Here is a 22,871-nt window from a genome sequence, read left to right as displayed (position 1 = left end):
CATACTTCTTCATCGAAGTCGGATATGGCTTTTACAATGTTTTTAGAGCCCATCTGCCTATATGTATGTCTTTTGCGTATATATTTGATGCGGCCACGTGACACGTTTTCAAGGCAGATTTGGCGGGCCATGACATGTTAAGGCAAAATAAATTTGAAAAAATCCGGACTTGCGTGCAGTCTTTTGGGGATAGCCGACTCCTTTATATAAAAAGGGGGAGGTATCCTCTTGTCGGAAACTATATGATACGGATAGACGCATGTAAGCAGGGAGACAGACGGGCTCTGGGAGAACTATATGCGGCATATTCCCGCAAGTTGCTGGGGATATGCCGATACTATGTAAAAGACGAAAGCGTTGTGGAAGACATTCTTCATGATGCCTTTATCATCATTTTTTCCTCTATCAGCACCCTGAAAGATGAGGCCAAGTTGGAAGGCTGGATGATCACGATTGTGAGAAACCTGTGTCTGAAGTATCTTCAACGTGCCGAGGGCAGGGAGAATCTTCTGCCATTGGTCAATGCTGATGCCCTTCCGGATGAGAGTCATGGCACAAATGGGAGTATGGATCTGGCGACTTTGCTGGATGCGATAGAGTCTCTGCCTAACGGACATCGCGAGGTGTTCAAGCTGGCTGTGCTGGACGGGCTGTCCCATAAGGAGATAGGCGAACTGCTTGGCATAGCACCCCACAGTTCCTCCTCGCAGTTGTCGAGGGCCAAGAAACTGTTGCGGACGATGCTGACCGACTATTGGCTGTGGCTCCTGTTGCCGGTGTTCATACCTGTGTACCTCTATTTGATAACAAGGCACGGGGTGGAAAAGATTTCAGAAAACCAACAGATGAAGGTCGATTCGCCCAAGAAAGAGGGTGGAGTGATGAAGGATGATGGTGCGGGGAGTCGGGCTCACGATGTGGAACACGCTGGCAGGTCGGTCATACGCAACAGAAACAGTGGGGGTTGGGGAAGAACCGGGGAGGACAACGCTGCTACCGAAGGGATGGATTGGGCGGATAGCACCGTCCCCCGGAGTTCAATGTCCACCGGAATCGACTCTCTGCAAAGACATTGGATGGCAAATGTCGGTGTGGGAGACTCTCTGTTCCGTTTGCCGACAATCCCGTCCGGCAAGTTAATAGCGTCGAATGAGCAAATTATAACCAAGCGGAAGCAGAAATATCCGTGGACTTTCAGTCTTGGCCATTCTTCCAATGCAGCGACGGGCAGTGGACTGTCGACTCTCAATTATCTCACAGTGACGGACTATGCCAACGGCGGTGCAGCGGCCAAGTTGTACACTTGGAACGACTATATGGACTATCTGCAACGGAACAGTGCACTGATGGACTCTGCAGAGAGAGCCAACTTGAAATTGATAGCGGAGAAAAACTTCCAAAGTGACGACCATGTTTTGGGTGAGAAAGCACACCATCACCGGCCCGTCACCTTCGGTTTTTCGCTCAATAAGCAGCTGAGTCCACATTGGATATTCGGCACCGGACTGAACTACACCGGGCTGAAGTCTGACTTTACGAGTGAATTTAACGGGGCGACACTCAAGAAGACACAGAAGATAAGTTATATCGGTATTCCGTTGCGGCTGACCTATCGCATCTGGGGCAAGGGGCGTTTCAATGCCTATGCGACGGGTGGTGTGACCTTTGAGTTGCCGGTGCATAGTTCTTTTAAGAAGAAATACATCGTCACGCCGGATTCTTCCTATACGTTGCAGAGGGACATCCATCCCCGCAACCAGTGGTCAGTGAACTTGGGAGTAGGCGTTCAGTATCGTCTCTTCAAGCCGTTCAGTCTGTATCTGGAGCCCAACATGTTCTACTACTTCAACAATGGCAGCGACCTTGAAACCTACCGCACCGAGCATCCGTTTACGTTTACGGTGCCGTTCGGGTTAAGGCTCACTTGGTAGGTCGGGGACGGGAAGTTTAGGAAAAAGTCATACATCGCGTGCAGTCTTTCCGCCGGTATCTGCTCTTTATCATAAAGAGACAGAACCGAATAAAGAAACAATGTACAGTATTTATGACTACATCCACAATGGGGTGGCATTTGTAAACAACGTGGTGCGCAAACAGCACAAGGAGCTTACGTCTTTGATGATTTATTCCACTACCGGCTGCCAATCCCGTTGCAAGCATTGCTCCATTTGGAAGAAGCCCATAGAATATCTGAGTCTGGACGATATCATCAAGATCATGGACAGCAAATGCGTGACCAAACGCACAGTGGTGGGGCTGGAGGGAGGAGAGTTTATCCTGCATCCCGAGGCTGACAAGATATTGGGATGGTTTGATGTGCATCATCCCAACTACACCCTGCTGTCCAACTGCCTTGCCTCCAAAAAGGTGATTGCAGCCGTGAAAGACCATCGTCCCAAGCATCTGTACATTTCGCTCGACGGCAACAAGGAGACCTATCGGTATATGCGGGGGCGGGACGGGTATGACAAGGTGATGGAAGTGGTGGAAGCCTGTAAGGGCATGGTGCCGATATCTCTGATGTTCTGTCTCTCCCCATGGAACACATTCGAGGACATGAGCCATGTCATTGGAGTGGCCCAAAAGCATGGCATCGATGTGCGCATAGGCATTTACAGCACGATGTCTTTCTTCGATACGACAAAGGGGCTGATGGAAGCCGACGATGCTGACTTCATCAGCCGAATACCGGCATCCATACACCAAACGGACGAGAACTACGATTTCGTGGCTCTGTATGACGAATGGAAAAACAACAGGCTGCGGCTCCGCTGTCACAGCATCTTCAGTGAGCTGGTGATCCACTCCAACGGCGACGTGCCGCTGTGCCAGAATTTGGATGTGGTGTTGGGAAACATACACGAAAACACGCTCGACGAAATCTTCAATTCGCGTCGGACTGCCAAAATCCAATGCCGGTATTCCAAGGAGTGCAACCGGTGTTGGATCAACTACCACCGTAAATACGACATTATCCTCCTGCGAGGGTTGGAGAGAATACTTCCCAAGCGGGTGATAGAACTGTTCTACGGAAAGTACCAATGGACAGGCAACAGGCGCACCACATATAGAAAACATTTCAAAACGATTACGACATAAACCCAACAAGGAAATATGGCACATTTGGACAACATCATCAGCAGATACAAGCGTATGCGCAGTATGCGTGCCTTGGAGCAGGTTTACGGGCACCAATATGCGTTGGTTGGCATGGGAAACCACTGCACGGGCAACCTGTTGCCGGTCGTGCAATATCTTCAGTTGCCCTTGAAGTATATCTGTTGCGCATCCGAGAGAAAGGCTGCATTGATACCGCGGAAGTATCAAGGTGTCAGAGGCACGACCTCCTTGCAAGAGATTCTGGCCGATGAGGCTGTCTCCGGGGTATTTGTAGCAACGCATCCCCATGCCCATTTCCGCATTGCGGGCGAAGTCATCAAGGCCGGAAAGTCCCTGTTCATCGAGAAGCCCCCATGCAGGGACAGTGCCGAACTGGGCGCGTTGATAGATACCGTCAGGCTCTACGGCTCCGGCCATATCGTGGTAGGGATGCAGAGACGCTTTGCCCCGGCTACCCAAATCTTGCAAAAGCGGTTGCGGAAGGAGGGCAAGCACCATTACCATTATCGCTATCTGACGGGGCTGTATCCCGAAGGCGAGGCCCTGCTCGACTTGTTTATCCATCCGCTCGACTATGTGACTTTCCTTTTTGGGGAGGCAAAGGTGAAGTCGGTTGAGGTGACAAGAAGCCGGGAAGGAGGACAAACCCTCTTGCTTGTTTTGGAGCATCGGGAGGTGACCGGAATGCTGGAACTTTCCACCGACTACTCTTGGCAGTATGCGCAAGAGCAGTTGACCGTCAGCACGGATAAAGGATTTTATGTGATGGACGGCATGGAGAGCCTTCATTTCACCCCTCGCCGCCCGGCATTGCTGGGCATCCCGTTGGAGAAAGTGGTTGGGGGCAATGCGTCGGTTGCCTGTCTATACGGCAGAAACGGTTTTATCCCGACAGTCGGCAACAACCAGATCGTTTCGCAAGGCTTCTTCTCCGAGATAGAGACCTTTGCCGATATGGTGGAGGACAGGTGTGCAGATACCAACGCGTTTGGCTTGGAGAGTCTGAGAAGCACCTATGTGCTGATAGATGAAATCAGGGAAAAAGGTGGTCTCAAAAGCAAGGTGGAGAGAAGCAAGATATGACTTGCAGCCGCGTTTATATGATAGACAGTATTCACAAATTAAATCCATACCAATCATGAGAAATGTATTTTATTGTCTGATATGTCTTTTAGGGCTGTCAGCTTGTTCGTCGGAAAACATGGTGCTCGACTCCTTGAGTGTTTATGATGTGGCCAACTCTGCCTGCAAGAGCGCATTGTCGAAGACCGAAACCCGTAGCGATTTCTACACGGCCAACTACGACAAGGCGGCAACACTCAATGTGGAATTGGGAAAAGATGGGGTCGCCCGGTGTGTGCTTGAAGACGTAAAGGCCATCTGCGGGGTAAAACATATCTTTGTGGATGTCGCCAACCGCGATGAGCAAATAACTCTCATCGTCTACCACGAGGGAGGATTCGGAGCGTTGCCCGACTGCATCTGCAACTATGATGTCAACTTCAAAATAAGCAAATTGCCCGCCGGCACTTACAAACTGAAGATCTACTATGCCAATCCGGCCAAGAAATATGACGCCTCCTCCCTTGCGTATGATGGCCGGATAGCCCTTACCTTGGACAAAAAGACAAGCGTCACCTTGAAGTCCCCCATGATTTTACCGGTCAATTAGGTTGGCAGTCTGTCGGCTGCATGGCTGTAACCCCGATTCAGATTGGCGGAAAGCCGAATCCTGACAGAAGGAATGAACGGCACTTGCGTGGAATACTCCTCCCCGTAAGTGCCGTTTGTTTTGGGTTGGAGTGTATGGTTATCATAACTTTTTCTAAATCAAACCACTTTAAGAGGAATAAAAAAAAGGATGACCTGAGTCATCCTTTTTTGCGCTTCAAGATGGGCTTGAACCAACGACCCCCTGATTAACAGTCAGGTGCTCTAACCAACTGAGCTATTGAAGCAAGTGCATTATCATTGCTGATTTGCGTGTGCAAAGTTAAGGCTTCTTTTTGGTTCTACCAAATTTTTGGGGAGAAAAAATCGATTTTACACTAAAATTCAATAAAAAACAAAGTCGGGTAGGGGCTATATGCGCATAAAATCGTATTTTTGCAATATTGTCGCTTGGCCGGCGAAAGACCGTCTGCGGAGCATTGCCCGGGGAGAGGAAGAGCGGGGCCGGCGGATAAAGGAAAAAGAAGATTATGAGAAAACAACTGATATGCGTGCTGCTTGCCATAGGGCTGATGCCGGCCATGGCGCAGAAAGACAAAGACCACAACTTCGAAGTGGCCAAAAATATGGAGGTGTTTACCGCCATCTACAAGAATCTGGACATGATGTATGTTGATACGCTCAATGCCGGTGAGGTGATCGGCAATGGCATCAATGCCATGTTGCGCAGTCTGGATCCCTACACGGAGTATTATCCCGAGAACAAGGTAAAGGAACTCGACCGTATGCTCACGGGGAAGTATGCCGGCGTGGGGGCACTGATACGCTACAACCAGCAACTGAAACGGGTGGTGGTCGACGAACCCTACGAAAACATGCCGGCTGCCGAGGCCGGGCTGAAGAAGGGGGACATCATCCTGAGCATCGACGACTCGACAATGGCGGACAAGGATGTGGCCTACGTGAGCAGCCGCCTGCGGGGCGAACCGGGCACGAGCTTCATCCTGAAAGTGAAGCGTCCGAGCACAGGCAAGACGATGAGGATGAAGGTGACCCGCCGCTCGATACAGTTGCCCTACTTGCCCTACTACGGATTGCAGGAGAACGGAGTGGGCTACATCAACCTCAATGCGTTTACGGTGAACAGTGCCCGCGATGTGCGCCGGGCCTTTCTCGACATGCGGCGGCAGGGCATGAAAGGCCTTGTGCTCGACTTGCGCAACAACGGTGGAGGCTCGTTGCAGGAGGCTGTGGACATTGTGAACATGTTTGTGCCCAAGGGTATCGTGCTCGTGCAGACGAGAGGGAAGATGACGCGGGTGAACAAGGACTATAAAACCACCGTGGAACCCATCGACACACTGATGCCCATCGTGGTGCTGGTGAACGGCAACACGGCCAGTTCGAGTGAAATCACGGCCGGCTCGCTGCAAGACCTCGACCGTGCCGTGGTTCTCGGCACGCGCACCTACGGCAAGGGACTCGTGCAGATGCCGATGGACTTGCCCTACAACGGGCAGATGAAGCTCACCACAAGCAAATACTACATTCCCAGCGGACGGTGCATACAGGCCATCAACTACAGACATGCGCGTGGGGGATATACGGAGCACGTGCCCGACTCGCTGACGAAAGTGTTTCACACTGTCGGCGGACGCGAGGTGCGCGACGGCGGGGGCATCAAGCCCGATGTGGAACTGAAGCCCGACTCGCTGCCCAACATAGCCTACTATCTGGCGGGGGCACGCGACTCCAACGAGGTGTTGCTCAACTACGAGATAGACTATCTTGCCGCCCATCCCACGATAGCTCCTGCCAAGACATTTGCCTTGAGCGATGCCGACTACGAGGAGTTCAAGCGGCGCGTGCTGAAGAGCAACTTCAAGTATGACCGCGAAACGGAAAAATATCTCAAAGACCTTGTGAAGCTGGCCAAGTTTGAGGGCTACTACGAGGATGCCAAACCGGAGTTTGAGGCACTGGAGAAGAAGTTGCAGCACAATGTGGCCAAAGACCTCGACTACAATAAGGAAGCCATCAGGCATATCATCGAGAGCGACCTCGTGGCTGCCTACTACTATCAGGGTGGAGCCATACAAAACGGCTTGCGCTACGACAAGCAGATGAAAGAGGCCGTGCGCCTGATAGAAACGCCCGAAGACTATCGGAAGATTTTAAGCGGAAAGAAGTAGCGGGCCGTCTGCGCAGGGCGGTAAGTCCCGCATTGCATAGGAGGCTCTCCGGATAAGATGGATTGTCAAACGATTTGTTCGTTTTCGGCCTCTCTGCTTGCGATATTTGCACCGGGCGACCTGTTCGTTGCAAATGAGCGAATTTTGGCGGTGCCTTTAAAACGTTGACAATCAATGACTTGAATTTTAATGACACGAATTAGGGGCTGAAAATGGGGCCGGAAAGGCCCGAACGGGCTTGCAAAAGGGCCACAGTTGCATCGCAACTGTGGCCCTTTCAGCTTCCAACTGTGGCTCTTTCGCAAACTCGAAAGGGCCGAATGAGACAGTCGGTGGGCTTTTCGGGTGGTCTGAAGCCCGTCTCCCGTTCTGGTTGGGGAGTTTTGACGGATGTGTTTTTGTTGATATTATTCGCTGTCATCCGGGCATCTTGCAGAGCTTCCTCTCATCGGTGTCGGTTATGATGTGCTTTATTTCACAACGAATTTCTTGCCGGCTCTGATGTAGATGCCCTTTTTCAGTGCCTTTGCATCGCGCCCCACATACACACCGCTCATGCTGTAGATGGCTTCCGGCGTGGCGGTTGGCTTTTCGCTTATGCCGTTGATGCCGGTGGGCGGGTTGTCTCCGTTGGGAGCAGCCGGGGCCGACAGGTAGCTGAACGAGATGGTGCCGTCGTCGTTTTGCCGGATATTTTTCACGCCACGGTTCAGATAGTAGGAGCCGTCGGCGTTTTTGTGATACACCTTGGCCGCCGGCACCGAGTTGTTGGTGAGGCTGTCGTTGGCCATGTATGGATAGGGGTCGCCCTCTTGTGTCTGGCGGGTGTAAGAGGTGGAGTTGCTGTTCCAGTAGTTGCTGTCGTCATCGTTGTCGGCGTGGATGGGGGTGAGTCTCTCGTGGTCGTTGGAAACATACTTTGTGTAGCTTGTCCTGATGGTTTTTCCCAACGTGTTTACGATGTTGGCATTCCAAATGTCTTGGTCGTAATCCACATGCAGCACAAGCAGTCCCTTGCCCGGCAGTTCGGCATCCCAGTTTGTCTTCTGCCGGTTTTCCAGCAGGTAGTATTCGTTGCGGTTGCCCCGGTTGTATATCACGTAGGCTCCTCCACCCTCGCTCTGCGGCTCCAGTCGGTCCACTTCTTGGTCCTCGTCTGCCAGTTCGGTCGGCTCCATCCATCCGGCCGTCCACTTCTCGTAGCTGCTGTATCCTGCCGGCAGATAGCCCGACCCCTGTCCTGTGGAAGAAGTGCCGTTGTAGGATCCGGAACTCATCAAGTCCCAATCGCCCATGCCGAAGTGTCCTTGGTATTCGGTGTCGTAGAAGTCGGGGAAGCCTAAACAGTGTGAGAATTCGTGGCACCATGTGCCGATGCCTGCCAGACAGCCGTCGCCGTCTATCTCGCAGGAGCAGGCGTAGGTGTCCACTTTCACGCCGTCAATGGTCAGTGTTTGGCCATAGTCGGACGCACTGAGACTGAACTCGTGCGGCCATATCACATTGTCGTCAGGGTAGTCGTTCTCCCCATGCCCGGCGTAGATGACATACACCTGGTCTACATAGCCGTCGCCATCCCAGTCGTAGCTGCGGAAATCCACTTGGCCTTCCACCGCCTTGCAGGCCTCGGCCACCATTTCGCCGGCGTGCAAGTCATTGCCTTGCCAGTCGTTTCGGCCATAGTAGGCGTATGCCTTTGAAAGTTGGACGGGGCCCACCACATCGAAGTCGAGTTCGAACTTGCCGTTGCTCTGCGCAAGGAAGTAGTCTTTCACGCTTCCCCGGAAACCGTTCTCGGTATACCCTCGGGTGTTGGCCACCTGATGGAAAAGGGCTTGGTTGTGCTCATTTTCAAATTTCTTGTCGGTAAATTCTGCCAGAATCACAATGCCCTTCTTGGTGCCCGTATAGAACTGTCGGGTGGCACGGCCGGCACGCGTCATGGCTCCATGCCGCCGGCTGTTGGCCCCGGACCGCCTGATGGCAGCGTGCCGCTCCAACTGTTGCATGTCTGCCTTGGCAAACTTTCCGCCGGCCGATGGCACATAGCGTGTCCCGTCGGCCGCCTGCCAATAGTGCAGATGCTCGTCGCCCACCAGACACACGCGCACCTCTTGCCCATTCTCAAGAGCGATCGTTCGCCACACACCGCGCTTGGCGGGTACGGCACATAGGCTGGTTGCAGCCATCAGCAATGCCATGAGGCCATAAAATCTTTTCATATTGGTTGTTTCTGGAAAGCCGCCTTACCCATTGTCTTCAAGCTGTCTGCGGCATTTGAAATGCACTTTCTGCAAGCACGTGCAGTGTTTGCGTCACAAAGATAGTCTGTTTTTTGATAAGTTCCAAATGGAAGGGGCTTATTCCTCCATATTTGTCGTGTCAAGCCAAACCCGGAAATGAAAAGTCCCCGATGTGTCATGCACCGGGGACTTTATACTTTTGACGCGTTGGAGGTGTACCGCCTGTAAGCGGCTTGTCGCTCCTACGAATGCTTATCGAATGATCTTCCAATCGTTGCCGTTAGCTTCCGAAGCACGAAGAATGTGTTTGGGAGCCTGACTTGCTTTGGCTGCTGTCGGAGTGTATTCCTGCAACAGTGGGTCGATGAGGCCGATAATGTTGCCGATGTAGTCTTCAGTCGACAGCTTGTCGGTCTTGAAACCGGAGAATAGCATGGTGTCGAACGTAGCACCGGTGCTGCCCTTGCTGCCTTCGAAGAGACACATTGTGCCTACCTCGGGAATCACATTGAATGCACCTGTCATGGTGGCACTGTTATCCAACACGATGGTGCTCTTGAGATCCTGATGGTTGAACATGAGCATGAAGACATAGGCGTCGGTCTCCTTGATCTTCAGCCTGCCGATCAAATTGCCCGAAGTGAGGCTGATGCTTAGTGTGGAGGCATTGAAAGTGACGGGAATACTCCAGTTGAACGACGGTATTTCGAGGAAGAGTTTGCCTTTCTTGTCAACGATTTTAGCGACATAGGCTATCAAGGGGGTCCCCTCCTTGAAATAGTTCTTGCCACCGAGCAGATATTGCTTGTTGGTAATGTCTGCCAATGCTCCCTGGGTCACCACGATAGAGTCTTTCAAATTGCCGCATTGGTAGTGGAGCACTCCGGTGCGGATGCTGCCCGTTGCGTTCTTGCCATAGTTGACGAACAGGCTGTCGTTGGTGGCGGTTCCTGTGAGCCAGTCGGCGGAAGAGGTGAAGGTGACCTTGTTGGAAGTGGAAATGCGGTAGCCCACTTTTGAGGCTTCATCGCCCACAACAATGGAACTGTCGACATTTATGGAGACCACCATGCCCAGCTGCTGGACCGTGAGCTGCACGGAGTCTTCTCCGCACCGGACGGTGAGCACTGAGGCACGCCCCTCATAGGCTTCGTTGGCTGTAGCCACGACACGCACACTGTCGCCTTGGACGGTGGCTGTGGCCCATGAACTGTTGAGCGTAGCCGTGATGGCCGACGGTGCTTCGAACTTGACGAAACCTGTACCTCCTTTGGAATCAAACAACACGCTCGAGCGCAAAACCTTCAGTTGTGACGTTCTTTCGTATGGATTGTCGGTGTCGTCGTTGCACGAGGTGAAGGAGACTGCTGCTACAAGGAGCAGCATGAGATAATATATCTTTTTCATCTTTGTCTGATGTTTATTGCTTGGAGTTAAAAAGTGGAGCAACTGCTGAAAGAGAGGTGGACGATTGGACCTCCGGAGCTTTCAGATAGGAGAATGCTATCCCCGCCTTGGCAGGTGCAGCTCCATATTGTCTGACAAGTATTGGGGAGGTGATGAGATCCAAAGTTCCTTTGTCATTAGCCTTGGTGGGCGATTTTGCCGTGAAGATGCGGAGCAGGAAACTGCCGAACTCTCCCTTGCCGACTTGTCCTGTGAACCGGGCTACTGTGGCATTGTTCTTTTCGTCATAGTTGAAACGCGCGTTCACGAATACCCCTTTGTTGTATGAGGTCCATAGTCTCTGAGTCTTGTCGAGGAGTATGTCGTAGACGTAATAGGTGCTTCCATCTGTTGTGGAAATCGAACCCCAGTACTGTCCACTTTCTACAGAGAGGGTGGCAGTCTTCTCATCCCACGTTACGGGAACGGTGAACATGGCAGCCTTTTGATAAACCCAGCGGAAACGCACATTCCCCTCATGGCGGTCCAATGTGGCCGAAGCTGTTGACTTCACATTGTCGCCATCCACATAGGCGAGCGTGTAGGTGCCGGCAATGTCTTTGTCAAATTCCACCTGTGTCACCCTGATGATAACCGAATCGCCACCGTTCTTGGTCAGCTTGACTCTTCCTGCACGTGGATGGCCGGTTGTGTTGGCATCGGCTGCCAGTGTGATACCGTTTTCGGTCTTGGTTGCTTTGAGCCAACTTCCACCGGTCTTGACTTCTACTGCGGTCAAGTCCTTTGCAAAGAAATTGCGGGAGAAAGCTTCATCATTGACGACGAGGTTGGTTGGCAGATTATAGAATACTACGCCGTCTGCATCAGTGGCGGTCAGCGAAAGTTTTGCCGCGTCGAACTTCAGTTCCGAGAAGGTCTTGCCGGCGATGGTGACAGGCTGGTAGAGACGGATGCCCTCATTATAGAAAATGTAAGCTTCTGTAACGGATGTCTCACCGGCTGTGAAAGTGACTCTGCGTCCTTCGAAGGTCAGCGAAACCTTCTGGTCGTTGACAGTGCCGTCGGCCTCGGTCAAGTCAAACGAATTTTGAACGCCTTTCACTTCTGCCAGATACAGGGAGGCAGGCTTGGCGAGCTTGCGCAGATACATGGTGTTGAGTGAGCGTTTGCCGTGTATCTTCACGATGTCGGTGCCAACGCTGTCGATGACAAACTCGAAATCGCCTCCGTATGCCTTGGTGTGCTCACCGTTGGGAGTGGCGAAATAATGGATAAAGTCGTTCCCCGAATCAAACGAAAGTACAGGACCGTTGTCTGCCGTCATGCGATAGAGCGATGTCAGTTCGGCAGTGGCATCGTTGGCCAGTTCGCAACCGACAGTGGCCTTGTCTTTTGTGAACTTCACAGTGTAGACAAAACCTCCGTAGAGTTGATTGTCGTCGGGAAAATAATCCAGCACCCAACCTTCTTCCGAGGCTGTCAAAGTGGATTGGGCATTGCTCAAAAACTTCTCCATGCGTTCGGAAGCGGGCTCGGAAAACTTGTCTTCCTGATCTTTCAAGCAGGACTGGAGAAACACAAGTGGAAGTGTTAACAGCAGATATGTTAATGTTTTATAGTTCTTCATAACCGTTTACTTTAATTATTTGACAGTCAAATTCGACGATACATCCACTTTGCCCGACACCACGTCGTCTTCGCGCTGCAAGACGGCGTCACGGAGTCTGTCGATGTCAATATTCCACTGGTTCTTCATATACTCGCGCACGATGTCGAGTTTAGAGGTGATGAGCGGGCCGCCTGTGGTTCCGGCTTCTTTGATCCATTTGTCCCATTGTGCGGATGTGTTGGTGACATAGATGGACAGCATCTCGGCAAAGTCCTCCTGATGGGAGTGCTGCGAATAGGCCGAGATGAAGCCATGAGGCAGATAATAGGATTCCTTTCCGTACTTCTCGGTGCTCCAAGAGTCGCTCACATAGCCGGTACCGGTAATGAGCTGGAAGTCTGCCGAGTAGTTTTTTGTCTGGTTGAGAATGTGGGTGAACTCATGATGAATAGTCTTCAGATACAACTCATTCAACGCGTCACGATCTTTAATGTAGCGTGTGAGGTAGTTGGTGCCGGCCAGGAATATCTTCTTTCCTCCTTCAGCCGTACCAAGAATCATCGTGCCGTTGTTGCGATACTGGAAGTCTCCTGTGGCATAGAGCATCTTGGGGAAATAGGAACGGGTGAAAGTGATGCCGGCCACTTGGTCGTAGGCTTCCACACAAGTGTATTTCACAACCTTTGCCAGCATGATGGCTTTGTCATAGTCGGCCGGCACGTTGTAGTAGTTCATGTCGGTCTCGTTGTGGTTGTAGCGATAGAGGAACTGGATGTTGTAGGGTTCCACATAGTTGTTCTGGAGCCACTTGTCGAAGTCGTTGAGCTCGACATTCGACTTTTTGATGACGCTGACGGAGTTCAGGTCGTCTTCCGAGCAGGAAGCCAGACCCAACCCAACCGAAGTCAGCAGCAGTAGTGTATATATAAAATGCTTTTTCATAAGAAATTCTTTGTTAGAAAGTTATTGTCTTATTGGTTGCGTGGATTGGCTGCCATACCGGCTTCACGTACTTGCATCGGAATCTGGATGGCACGACGCGGATCGTCTTTTTTCATCACGTCGAGCAGTTTGGAAGGCTTTCCGTCAGCTCCCATCTCGCGGCGTACGATTTCAATGCCGTAGCGTTTCACATCCCACCAACGGTTGCCGTAGTGCATTGTCTCGATGCGGCGGAAGCCGAGCACGCACTGCAACATGGTCTCTTGTACAGATCCTTCCTCGTCGATGCTGAAGGCCGGGTGCAGGTGCTTCTTCACGGTAGACATGATGCCGGCTTGGTCGGAGTAGGAATAAGCGACACTCTCGTAGAACTTCTGAATGACTTTCGGGGTCAGCTGTACGGAGGTGTTGGTGATGTTGTGCATCCATACGTTCATGTCAGCAGCCGCCTTGTCATACTGCTTGAGCATGATGTAGGCCTCGGCGCGGTTGAGCAACGTTTCGTCCATGGTGAAGAGAGCCAGCACCGTGCGGTTGTAACCGGTCCGGGCAACGGGATCTTTATATTCGAACAGGTCGGGTATTTTCATCATCAGACAAACATCGAAATTACTGCCGGCCATGGAAAGTGGCTTCTCGTAATAGTCGGCCGTTCCCCATACATTGACGGCATTCATGTCCTCGTTGTCTCCAAGATAACGACCGTGGGAGTATCTCTTGTAATAGGTGTATGCTCCAAGATATAATCCGGCAGACGTATGGAATGTCGAAAGCAGCAGGTTGCAGTTCAGCGAAGCGTCAATGTAGTGGTTGGCAAGTGCCTCCTGCTTCTGTGCCATGCCGCCCAACACCTTCCAGTCGCGGAGGTTGGCTCCCGGGTTGGTTCCCAGACACAGGTTGGCATATTCCACAGCCTTGTCCCACTTTTCATAGAAAAGATAGAAACGAGTGGCAAAAGCATAGGCGGCACGCTTGTTGAAATGGTATTTGGGCACAGTGTAGTTGTCGCTCATCAGTGGCAGAGCAGCTTGAATGTCACGGTCTATCTGTTCGTAGACCTGTGCCACGTTGCCCCGGTCTTTCTTGACATTGATGGCTTCCACAGAGGTGGTCACGGGAATGCCCGGGTCGGTAGCGGAAGTCTTGGAGTTGTAGTTGAGTGAGAACTCGTTCACGAGTACGAAATGGGCGTATGCCCGGCAAAGCAGAGCTTCGGCACGGGAGGTGCGCGCCTGCTCGTTGTCTTGCTTCAACTCGTCGAGCGAGGCCAAAGCCTGGTTGGCCGCGGCTGCGGCCTTGTAGCAGCTGAGCCACAGGTTGTAAGGTGCTTCGTTGCTCGCTTCGGTGATGTCTTTCCAGAAAAACAGCTGGTCGCCGAAGCGGTCGCCGTTGGGATTGGTGGCTCCGTAGTAATCGGTGTTGTCGGAAATCAGCTCGTTGATCACGGCATACTGGTTGGAAGGATAGGCTGTGACCAGCAGGTCGGATATCTTTTCCTGTGAGTCCAGCGTGGTGCGGTTGTCGGGCATGGTGTCGAGAAAATCGTTGCACGATGTCAGCGTAAGTGCCGAGACGATACCGAGCAATACCGGATAGATGATATTCTTCGTTTTCATTGTTGTTCTTTTTCTAAATTAAAGACCTAATCTTACTGTAAGCGTAAACTGTTTGGGCACCGGAACTGCCACACCGCCGGTGTTGAAGAATTCCGGATCCTGTCCGTTGAGCTTCTTGTCGGCATAGATGAGGAAGAGGTTGGTGGCCTGCAGCTTCAATGAAAGATTGTTGACGCCCATGGGATTGAGCCAAGGCTTGGGGAAGTCGTAGGTCAGGGCGATTTCCTTCATGCGGATGAAGTCTCCCTTGGCCACACGCACATCCGAGTAGTTGTAAGCATTGTAGGCGTATTTCAGATTCTCATCTTGGGTGTTCTGCCATCTTGAGGCAATCACGGGCACATCAGTACGCTTTTCGTCTCCGGCGTGAGTCCAGCGGTTGCGGAACTCCTTGGTCATGGAGCTGAGGTCGTCATATTTGCTCTTGAAGACATCATCCAGTCGCACCACATTGCCAAACGAGTAGGTGAGGAACACGTTGAGTGTCCAGTTCTTATATTTGAACACATTGCCCAACGAGCCTGTCACCGTAGGATCCACCGGACCTTCATATTTCAAGAACTTGGTTTTCGACTGGTCGCGAGTCTGGAAGTAAATGCCGGTCGTGGTGATGTTTCCGTCCTGATCGAGGAAGGTGGGCAGTCCGTCTCTGTTCAGTCCTTTGAAGGGAATGGAGAAGATGGAACGCACCGGATAGCCCACGAGGGGATAGCCCGTGCCCTTCACGAGGTCGATGATGCGGGCGGGCGAATAGAGATCGGTGATCTCATTGTGGGCATACGAGAAGATCAGATTGGTGTTCCAAGAGAAATCGGTCGTCTTGATGTTTTGGGTGGACAGGCTGAACTCTACACCATTCGATTTCATTGAAGCCACGTTGGCCACTTGTCCCTCGCCATAGAGCTGGGTGTTGGCATAGCCAATGAGGTCGTAGTTGTTACGCCAGTAGGCATCGATGCTGAAATTGATGCGGTTTTTGAGGAATCCGAGGTCGAGGCCGACATTGAACTCATGCTTCTTCTCGTAGGTGAGTTCGGGGTTGCCCAGTGTCTGTGTCAAACCGGACTCCTGCACGCTGGTGAACGGGCGCCAGGGATTCTCGCTCTTGTAGATAGGCAGGGCGTTGGTCACCGGGGGGCGGTCACCGGTCAGCGAATAGCTCAAACGGAATGTCCCGTGAGTGAGCACATCTTTAAAGGTGTTGGCAAACCACTTCTCTTCATGGGCGTTCCAAGCACTGGAAACGTTCCATGTGGGCAACCAACGGGCCGATGTGGCCTTGCCCAGATAGTTGGTGCCTTCATAGCGCATGGTGCCGGTCACCTGATAGCGTCCCTGATAAGAATAGGTGGCGGTGCCGAAGAAGGCCGCACTGCGATAGTGGGTATTCTTCATGTTGAAGTAGTCGGAACCCTCTTCCAGACCTCTCTTGAACACCTGGTAGGCATACAAGGGCACCTCACCTTTGGTGTATTGAAGGCCCCAGCCGCGGAACCATGTGGTGTGGCGGTCGGTGTAGTTGGTCTCCATACCGGCATAGAAGTTGATGATGTGCTTGTCGGCAATCACATCGTTGTAGCTGGCCGAGATACGCGTGTCCCAGCCGAAAGAGCGGTTGTCGGTGCGCTCGTAGATACCACCGTAGGGCAACACGGAGATGGGCAGCGCATAGACATTGTCGGGATCCTTGTAAAGGAACGGGTTGCGGTCGCGGATGGCGGCAGTGGGCATGGCCCGGTAGGCCTGTGCCTGATTGGATTCGTCCCTGATGTAGTGCTCCTGTGAGGTGGAAGCACCTTTCATGGCTCCGAGCAAGGTCAACTTCAACTTCCTGATAGGTTTATAGTCGATGCTGGCCGAGACGCGGAAATCATTCACGTTCAGGTCCAGATAGTTGTTGTCCAACTCATGGAGAATGTTGAACGGTGCATAGTTGCGCGTGTAGAACTCGTTGGGGTCGAGCGTGCGCGAGGTGTTGATGGCGTAGGAGTAGGGGTTGATGTCGAAGTCACGCTTCACCTCGCCGTTTACGGGATCCACCTCGGAATTGAGCGTTCCGGGAGCTTTCTGCTTACGATAGGAAGCGTTTCCGATGAGGTTTATGTCAATGTATTTGCTCACATTGTAAGTCGTGTTGAGGTTGGCCGTGTAGCGTTGCACTTTGCTCGCTTTGGTCCATCCCGGGTCGAACATGGCCGACAGCGATGCGTAATACTGCGACTTGTCCGTACCGCCGGAGACACTCACGGAGTGGTTGTGCATCACGGCGTTGGAGAAGAGCTGGTCAAACCAGTTGGTGTTTCTGTACTCGGCAGCCCGGAGGTAGGCCAGTTTGGCTTCTTCCGTGTTGGCTACGGCAAACTGCCCCGTGGTGGCATCATATTGGGAGAGCAGCTGGTAGAGCTTGCCATAGACGCCGCTGTTCATGGCCGTGGCTGTCTCGGCATAGTTGAGGAATCCTTTCTGCTGGAGCTCCTGATACACTTCCATCTGGTCTTGCGAGTTCATGATGTTGAAGTTGCTGTAAGAGGGCTTCAGTCGCATGGTGTATTCACCCGTGTAGCTCACGTGTGCCTGTCCGGCCCGTCCTTTCTTGGTGGTCACGACAATCACGCCGGCCATGGCGCGGGCACCATAGATAGAGGTGGCCGAACCGTCTTTCAGAATCTGGAAGCTCTCGATGTCGTCGGAGTTGAGGCCGGCTATGGCGGACGAAATCAGCGTGTTGGCATCACCCGAAGAGAGGTCGTCGGCATCCACGTCTACCACGTCTTCCATGATCACGCCGTCTACCACCCACAGCGGTTTGGAGCTACCGAAGATGGAGGTGGCGCCACGCACGCGGATTTTTGGGGCCGTACCGAATGTTCCGGACACGTTCTGCACGCTCACACCGGCAGCGCGGCCTTCGAGCGAACGGCTGATGTCGGCCATACCGTCGAGTTTGGTGGTGCTGGCATCGAGCTTGGTTGTCGCTCCGGAAAACAGCCGCTTGTCCATGGTGGTCAGACCCGTGACAACGACTTCTTGCAGCGTTTTGTTATCCTGAATGAGTGCCACTTTCATGTTGGCACTGGCATTGATCGTCTGCGTTTGCATACCGATGTAGCTGATTACGAGTTTCTTGCCTGCCGGCACGTCAAGAGTGAAGTGGCCGTCCACATCGGTCACAGCTCCGACCTTGCTGCCTTGCACAAGTACGGAAGCACCGATGATGGGCTCGCCATCCTCTTGAGAAACCACGGTACCTGAGATTTTGGTTTGAGCGAATGCCATTCCTGCGGACAGGAACAGGCCGACCAAAAACAAAGTGAATCTTTTTTCCATAGATTTCCCTTAATTTAATTGAATATAATAGCTTTAAAATTTATGTCGCTGATGCGTGCCATATCAACATGGCATGGCTGGCTTCCGCAAATGTGGGTGGGCGTGGAATGCCGGAAATATATTAAATCTCTGTCTCGTCTTTTTAGGAAAAAATATATAAAACAAATGTAGAAGCGGGCTACAAATTTAAATAATATTTAGAATAGATCCAAATTTTTTTATGCAAAAATTGACTGAAACGGTTAAATCTACCACAAAAATGTGAGTTTTTGATAAGAAAAGTTGTGATTTAAATGTTAAAATTAAGATTGCCGGGTCGGGCCGAAGCGTTTGAAGCCAACGTGGCGGAGCGCTGCGTGCCTGTTTGTCTTTGAGCGGCGAGGGGGCAGTTGTTTTGCCGTTGTTCTGTTGCCGTGTCTTTAAACGTCGTACCGCCGGGGGCCTTGCATGGTGCCGGAGGGGCGTATAGTGCGAAGTATTAAAGAATTGGAAAAGGCTTTACAGTGTGTCTCCCCCTGGGTGTTGCAGCGAGGCGGAAAATGGCTTTCGGAAGTTGGAAAAAGCCGAAACGCATGGTCGTTCGGGCCAAACGACCATGCGAAAGGGCCACACTTGGAAGCCCGTTTGGGCCGGGCGAGAAGCCCGAAGAGGCCGGATGGAAAGGCTAAAGAGGCCCTTTGACCTCGGAGAATGCGGCAAACAACAAAAAAGGAGAGCGTCTGCACGCTCTCCTTGCTGATGCAAAGATACGATGAAATCGGGGGAAATCCAAATCGGAAGGGAAAAAGTTTTACGCCAATATCTGTTCGGCGTGCTCCTTCACCTTGATTTGCCGGGGTGTGAAAATCTGTTCCACGACTCCGTTCTCATCGGTGATGAAAGTGGTGCGGAAGATGCCCATCGACACCTTGCCATACATCTTTTTCTCTCCATACACCCCCAACTCGTTGACGAGTCTTTTCTCCGTGTCGGCGATGAGGGGGAAGGGGAGGTTGTACTTGGCGATGAACTTTTTGTGCGACTCCGCACTTTGCGGGCTCACCCCCACCACGGCATAGCCCCGGGAGAGGAAACGCTCGTAGTTGTCGCGCAGGCTGCAAGCCTCGCTGGTGCATCCCGGTGTGGCGTCGCGGGGATAGATGTAGAGCACGAGTTTCTTGCCTTGGAAGTCACTGAGTTTGATTTCTTTGCCGTCTTGGTCGGTGCCGAGCAGTTCCGGCAGTCTTTGTCCTATTTCCATTTGTCAGTCGTATTTGTTGTTTTGTAATAGATACAAATATACATATTTCCCGTGAAGAGCGTATGGGAGTGGTGGAATTTTAAACGTTATTTAAGGAAAGCGGGGTCGGCAGACTTGTTGGGCGGTGTGCCCGCTGTTTTTCCGCCACCGGCAAAAACGGAGACCGATTATTTGGTGTTGACTTCCACTTTGCGTAACTTTGCACCCTGACAGGATAAAAAAGCGAAAAAGAATGAGACGGATTATGCTATGGGCATGGCTGATGGGCTTGGTGGCAATGACCGCCGGAGCGCAGGGAGTGGCCAAAAAACTGCCCGAGTTGAAGGAAAGTGCCTACACCCACTGGGTGGGCACATGGGCCACGGCGCAACAGCCGGTGGTGAAGTCGTTTATGCCTTACAACAACAATATGAGCAACCGCTCGGTGAGGCAGATCGTGAAGGTGTCTATCGGGGGCACCATGCTGCGCCTGCAGTTGAGCAACGAACTGAGTGCAGAGCCCGTGGTCATCAAGTCGGTGTACATCGCCCACTCCAAAGACTCGTTTGCCATCGATGCCCGCAGTGCCAAATATCTGCGTTTCGGCAAGAACCTCGGTGTGACCATTGCCCCCGGCAAGACCGCAACGAGCGACGCGCTGGTGTTCGACCTCCGGCCGTTGGAACGACTGGCCGTCACGATCAACTATGTGTCGGCCCCGGCCCTCCCCACGGTACACATGGGTTCGCGCACCACCTCCTATGTCATGCGTGGGGTGACAACCGCCCACACCGATTTCAGTACGGCTTTCCGCGAAAACCACTGGTTCAACATCGCGGCCATCGACGTGTTCGACCTCACGGCTTCGGCTGTGGCTATCATCGGCAACTCCATCACCGACGGCAAGAACAGCACCGACAACCGGCACAACCGGTGGCCTGACATGATGTCGGAATACCTGCAAACGAAACTCGGTGTGACCGGCATGGGAGTGCTCAATCTGGGCATCGGCAACAACCGTGTGGCCACGCCGGGCGGCTTCGGCACGATGGCCCGCGAACGTTTCGACCGCGACATTCTGGCCCAAAGCGGGGTGTCGGCGGTGGTCATCTTTGAAGGGGTGAACGATATAGGCGGTGCGCGAGGCAACAGCGAGACCGTGGCCCGCCAGTTGATAGAGGCCTACGAGGAGATGATCAGGAAGGCCCGGGCCCATCGGCTGAAGGTGTTTCTGGGCACCATCACGCCGTTTAAGGGGGCCGGCTATTACTCCCGGTTCCACGAGGCGGCGCGGCTCTCCGTGAACGACTGGATAAGGGCGCAGAAAGGCAAGGTCGACGGCATTCTCGACTTCGACGAACTGCTGCGCGACCCGGCTGCCCCCGAGCAGATGCGTAAGGAACTGCAAAGCGACTGGCTGCACCCCAATCCCGAAGGTTATAGGCTGATGGGCGAATATGCTGCGGAAAAAGTGAAATGAGCGAGGAGTGTTGAAGGCTTTGCTTCCGCATCTCTGTGTTGGGTAAAATGTTTTTCTCCTATTGGGAACATAATTAAGGCTTATGGTAAAATGACCTATTCTGATTTTATTAACATACACCATGCGGCCCTTCCAAGAAAGTAAAGAAAACACATGCGGATACTATAAAAATCGCGCGTGGCATGAAGAAAAACAATGAAATCTTTGCAGGGTAGCGAAATTATTCGTACTTTTGCAGCGTTCAGTGGAATGAGGGGCTCCGGGAGAGCTCCTCATTTTATTTTAATCAGACTTATATGATAGACAAAAACGTCGTAAAAACATTAGTTGAAGAATGGCTCCAAGACAAGGAATACTTCCTTGTGGACATCCAAATCGGGCAGGACGACAAGATAGTCGTGGAGATAGACCATGCGGATGGCGTGTGGATTGAAGACTGCGTGGAGCTCAGCAAGTATATCGAAGACCGGCTGAGCCGCGACGAGGAAGACTACGAACTGGAGGTGGGCTCGGCCGGACTGGGCCAGCCGTTCAAGGTGGCGCAGCAATACATCAACTTCATAGGCAAGGAAGTGGAAGTGCTCGACGGCGACGGAAAGAAGGTCAAGGGACTGCTGAAATCGGTAGACGGAAACGACTTCGTGGTGAGCGTGAACGAAAAGGTGAAGGTGGAAGGCAAGAAACGCCCTGTGGTGCAGGCGGTGGACCACACCTACCGGATGGATGAAGTGAAATATACAAAATATATAATAAGTTTCAAGTAAAGCTATGGCAGCAAAAAAACAAGGTGAAGAGACGATCAGTATGATCGATACGTTCCGCGAGTTTAAGGAAACCAAGAACATCGACCGTACGACACTGGTAAGCGTGCTGGAAGAAAGCTTCCGCAATGTGCTTGCTAAAATATTCGGCAGCGACGAGAACTTCGACGTGATCGTGAACCCCGACAAGGGCGACTTCGAGATCTACCGCAACCGCGTGGTGGTGGCCGATGGCGAGGTGGAAGACGAGAACAAGGAGATCAGTCTGACCGAGGCACAGAAAATAGAACCCGACTACGAGGTGGGCGAGGATGTGAGTGAGAAGGTGGACTTCAACAAGTTCGGCCGCCGGGCCATCCTGACGCTCCGCCAGACGCTGGCTTCAAAGATTCTGGAACTGGAGCACGACTCTCTTTACAATAAATATAAAGACCGCGTGGGACAGGTGATCAGCGGCGAGGTGTACCAGATGTGGAAGCGCGAGGTGCTCATCGTTGACGACGAGAACAACGAACTGATACTGCCCAAGGCTGAACAGATACCCGCCGACCAATACCGTAAAGGCGAGACCGTGAGGGCCGTGATTCTGCGCGTGGACAACGAGAACAACAACCCCAAGATCATCTTGAGCCGCACGAGCCCGATGTTCCTTGAGCGGTTGCTCGAAGCCGAAGTGCCCGAAATCAGCGACGGACTCATCGCCATCCGCAAGATAGCCCGTATGCCGGGCGACCGCGCCAAGGTGGCCGTGGAGAGCTTCGACGAGCGCATCGATCCGGTGGGTGCCTGTGTGGGTGTGAAAGGTAGCCGTGTACACGGCATCGTGCGCGAACTCTGCAACGAGAACATCGATGTCATCAACTACACTTCCAACGTGAAACTGTTTATCCAGCGCGCACTGAGTCCGGCCAAGGTGTCTTCCATCAACATCGATGAGGAAAACCACAAAGCCGAGGTCTACCTGCAACCCGAGGAAGTGAGTCTGGCCATCGGGCGCGGCGGCATGAACATCAAGTTGGCCTCCATGCTCACGGAATATACCATCGATGTGTTCCGCGAAATCGACGAGAATGCCGCTGATGAGGACATCTATCTGGAAGAGTTCTCCGACGAGATAGACCAGTGGGTGATCGATGCCATCAAGAGCATCGGTCTCGACACGGCCAAGCAGGTGCTCAACGCACCACGCGAGATGCTGATCGAAAAGGCCGACCTTGAGGAGGAAACCGTAGACAACGTGCTCAACGTACTCAGGGCCGAGTTTGAACAGTAACGAAACGCAGT

General features: G+C 52.5%; 15 protein-coding genes and 1 tRNA gene. 8 read left to right on the top strand and 8 right to left on the bottom strand.

Annotation, left to right across the window (positions count from 1 at the left end; translation table 11 throughout):
- The first annotated feature begins 242 nt into the window (after window positions 1-242).
- From HMPREF6485_RS02215 to HMPREF6485_RS02200, 4 genes are all read left to right on the top strand, one after another.
- On the top strand, window positions 243-1,931 hold the full coding sequence (locus HMPREF6485_RS02215) for a sigma-70 family RNA polymerase sigma factor (RefSeq protein WP_044125732.1): 1,689 nt from the start codon (window positions 243-245) through the stop codon (window positions 1,929-1,931).
- Between the two features lie 100 nt (window positions 1,932-2,031).
- Window positions 2,032-3,099, top strand: a complete 1,068-nt coding sequence (locus HMPREF6485_RS02210) for a radical SAM protein (RefSeq protein WP_004344360.1) — start codon at window positions 2,032-2,034, stop codon at window positions 3,097-3,099.
- A gap of 15 nt (window positions 3,100-3,114) precedes the next feature.
- Window positions 3,115-4,203: a Gfo/Idh/MocA family protein gene (locus tag HMPREF6485_RS02205; RefSeq protein WP_004344359.1), complete on the top strand. Its 1,089-nt coding sequence runs from the start codon at window positions 3,115-3,117 to the stop codon at window positions 4,201-4,203.
- A gap of 55 nt (window positions 4,204-4,258) precedes the next feature.
- Window positions 4,259-4,792 (top strand): hypothetical protein, encoded by a 534-nt coding sequence (locus HMPREF6485_RS02200; protein WP_044125729.1) that lies wholly within the window; start codon window positions 4,259-4,261, stop codon window positions 4,790-4,792.
- Between the two features lie 212 nt (window positions 4,793-5,004).
- Here the strand turns inward: HMPREF6485_RS02200 and HMPREF6485_RS02195 are convergent.
- A tRNA-Asn gene (locus HMPREF6485_RS02195) sits at window positions 5,005-5,078 on the bottom strand.
- A gap of 243 nt (window positions 5,079-5,321) precedes the next feature.
- On the opposite strand from HMPREF6485_RS02195, the gene HMPREF6485_RS02190 reads away from it, so the two are divergent.
- On the top strand, window positions 5,322-6,983 hold the full coding sequence (locus HMPREF6485_RS02190) for a S41 family peptidase (protein WP_004344355.1): 1,662 nt from the start codon (window positions 5,322-5,324) through the stop codon (window positions 6,981-6,983).
- A 470-nt stretch (window positions 6,984-7,453) separates the two neighbouring features.
- Here the strand turns inward: HMPREF6485_RS02190 and HMPREF6485_RS02185 are convergent, their stop codons facing one another.
- The 7 genes from HMPREF6485_RS02185 to HMPREF6485_RS02150 form a co-directional block, all read right to left on the bottom strand.
- Window positions 7,454-9,205 (bottom strand): M6 family metalloprotease domain-containing protein, encoded by a 1,752-nt coding sequence (locus tag HMPREF6485_RS02185; RefSeq protein WP_004344353.1) that lies wholly within the window; start codon window positions 9,203-9,205, stop codon window positions 7,454-7,456.
- Between the two features lie 273 nt (window positions 9,206-9,478).
- Window positions 9,479-10,633, bottom strand: a complete 1,155-nt coding sequence (locus tag HMPREF6485_RS02180) for a BACON domain-containing protein (RefSeq protein WP_004344349.1) — start codon at window positions 10,631-10,633, stop codon at window positions 9,479-9,481.
- Window positions 10,634-10,646: 13 nt separating this feature from the next.
- Entirely contained in the window at window positions 10,647-12,260 is a 1,614-nt protein-coding gene (locus HMPREF6485_RS02175) for a DUF4302 domain-containing protein (protein ID WP_004341272.1), read from the bottom strand.
- Window positions 12,261-12,275: 15 nt separating this feature from the next.
- Window positions 12,276-13,184: a zinc-binding metallopeptidase gene (locus tag HMPREF6485_RS02170; protein ID WP_004344346.1), complete on the bottom strand. Its 909-nt coding sequence runs from the start codon at window positions 13,182-13,184 to the stop codon at window positions 12,276-12,278.
- A gap of 29 nt (window positions 13,185-13,213) precedes the next feature.
- Entirely contained in the window at window positions 13,214-14,800 is a 1,587-nt protein-coding gene (locus HMPREF6485_RS02165) for a RagB/SusD family nutrient uptake outer membrane protein (protein WP_004344345.1), read from the bottom strand.
- An 18-nt stretch (window positions 14,801-14,818) separates the two neighbouring features.
- A complete protein-coding gene (locus tag HMPREF6485_RS02160; RefSeq protein ID WP_004344343.1) occupies window positions 14,819-18,127 on the bottom strand; it encodes a SusC/RagA family TonB-linked outer membrane protein in 3,309 nt (1,102 codons plus the stop codon).
- 790 nt (window positions 18,128-18,917) lie between these two features.
- Window positions 18,918-19,367 carry a peroxiredoxin gene (locus tag HMPREF6485_RS02150; protein WP_004341264.1) on the bottom strand — a complete coding sequence of 150 codons (450 nt, stop codon included), beginning with the start codon at window positions 19,365-19,367 and terminating at the stop codon, window positions 18,918-18,920.
- A gap of 232 nt (window positions 19,368-19,599) precedes the next feature.
- On the opposite strand from HMPREF6485_RS02150, the gene HMPREF6485_RS02145 reads away from it, so the two are divergent.
- The 3 genes from HMPREF6485_RS02145 to nusA all read left to right on the top strand — a co-directional run bounded on the left by HMPREF6485_RS02145 (window position 19,600) and on the right by nusA (window position 22,860).
- Complete coding sequence (locus HMPREF6485_RS02145; RefSeq protein ID WP_004344336.1) at window positions 19,600-20,826, top strand: SGNH/GDSL hydrolase family protein; 1,227 nt, start codon at window positions 19,600-19,602, stop codon at window positions 20,824-20,826.
- Between the two features lie 296 nt (window positions 20,827-21,122).
- The gene (rimP, locus tag HMPREF6485_RS02140; protein WP_004341261.1) at window positions 21,123-21,590 is read left to right on the top strand and encodes a ribosome assembly cofactor RimP; all 468 of its coding nucleotides are present in this window, start codon (window positions 21,123-21,125) and stop codon (window positions 21,588-21,590) included.
- Window positions 21,591-21,594: 4 nt separating this feature from the next.
- Entirely contained in the window at window positions 21,595-22,860 is a 1,266-nt protein-coding gene (nusA, locus tag HMPREF6485_RS02135) for a transcription termination factor NusA (protein WP_004344334.1), read from the top strand.
- Window positions 22,861-22,871 lie beyond the last annotated feature (11 nt).

This window comes from Segatella buccae ATCC 33574 (genome assembly GCF_000184945.1).
GTDB lineage: Bacteria > Bacteroidota > Bacteroidia > Bacteroidales > Bacteroidaceae > Prevotella > Prevotella buccae.
This window is presented reverse-complemented; position numbering and strand designations above follow the sequence as displayed.

What these genes read in the sequence shown, in the direction of transcription:
- HMPREF6485_RS02215 (WP_044125732.1), top strand. Translation starts at nt 243, where the DNA reads ATGATACGGATAGACGCATGTAAGCAGGGAGACAGACGGGCTCTGGGA.
- HMPREF6485_RS02210 (WP_004344360.1), top strand. Translation starts at nt 2,032, where the DNA reads ATGTACAGTATTTATGACTACATCCACAATGGGGTGGCATTTGTAAAC.
- HMPREF6485_RS02205 (WP_004344359.1), top strand. Translation starts at nt 3,115, where the DNA reads ATGGCACATTTGGACAACATCATCAGCAGATACAAGCGTATGCGCAGT.
- HMPREF6485_RS02200 (WP_044125729.1), top strand. Translation starts at nt 4,259, where the DNA reads ATGAGAAATGTATTTTATTGTCTGATATGTCTTTTAGGGCTGTCAGCT.
- HMPREF6485_RS02190 (WP_004344355.1), top strand. Translation starts at nt 5,322, where the DNA reads ATGAGAAAACAACTGATATGCGTGCTGCTTGCCATAGGGCTGATGCCG.
- HMPREF6485_RS02185 (WP_004344353.1), bottom strand. Translation starts at nt 9,205, where the DNA reads ATGAAAAGATTTTATGGCCTCATGGCATTGCTGATGGCTGCAACCAGC.
- HMPREF6485_RS02180 (WP_004344349.1), bottom strand. Translation starts at nt 10,633, where the DNA reads ATGAAAAAGATATATTATCTCATGCTGCTCCTTGTAGCAGCAGTCTCC.
- HMPREF6485_RS02175 (WP_004341272.1), bottom strand. Translation starts at nt 12,260, where the DNA reads ATGAAGAACTATAAAACATTAACATATCTGCTGTTAACACTTCCACTT.
- HMPREF6485_RS02170 (WP_004344346.1), bottom strand. Translation starts at nt 13,184, where the DNA reads ATGAAAAAGCATTTTATATATACACTACTGCTGCTGACTTCGGTTGGG.
- HMPREF6485_RS02165 (WP_004344345.1), bottom strand. Translation starts at nt 14,800, where the DNA reads ATGAAAACGAAGAATATCATCTATCCGGTATTGCTCGGTATCGTCTCG.
- HMPREF6485_RS02160 (WP_004344343.1), bottom strand. Translation starts at nt 18,127, where the DNA reads ATGGAAAAAAGATTCACTTTGTTTTTGGTCGGCCTGTTCCTGTCCGCA.
- HMPREF6485_RS02150 (WP_004341264.1), bottom strand. Translation starts at nt 19,367, where the DNA reads ATGGAAATAGGACAAAGACTGCCGGAACTGCTCGGCACCGACCAAGAC.
- HMPREF6485_RS02145 (WP_004344336.1), top strand. Translation starts at nt 19,600, where the DNA reads ATGAGACGGATTATGCTATGGGCATGGCTGATGGGCTTGGTGGCAATG.
- rimP (WP_004341261.1), top strand. Translation starts at nt 21,123, where the DNA reads ATGATAGACAAAAACGTCGTAAAAACATTAGTTGAAGAATGGCTCCAA.
- nusA (WP_004344334.1), top strand. Translation starts at nt 21,595, where the DNA reads ATGGCAGCAAAAAAACAAGGTGAAGAGACGATCAGTATGATCGATACG.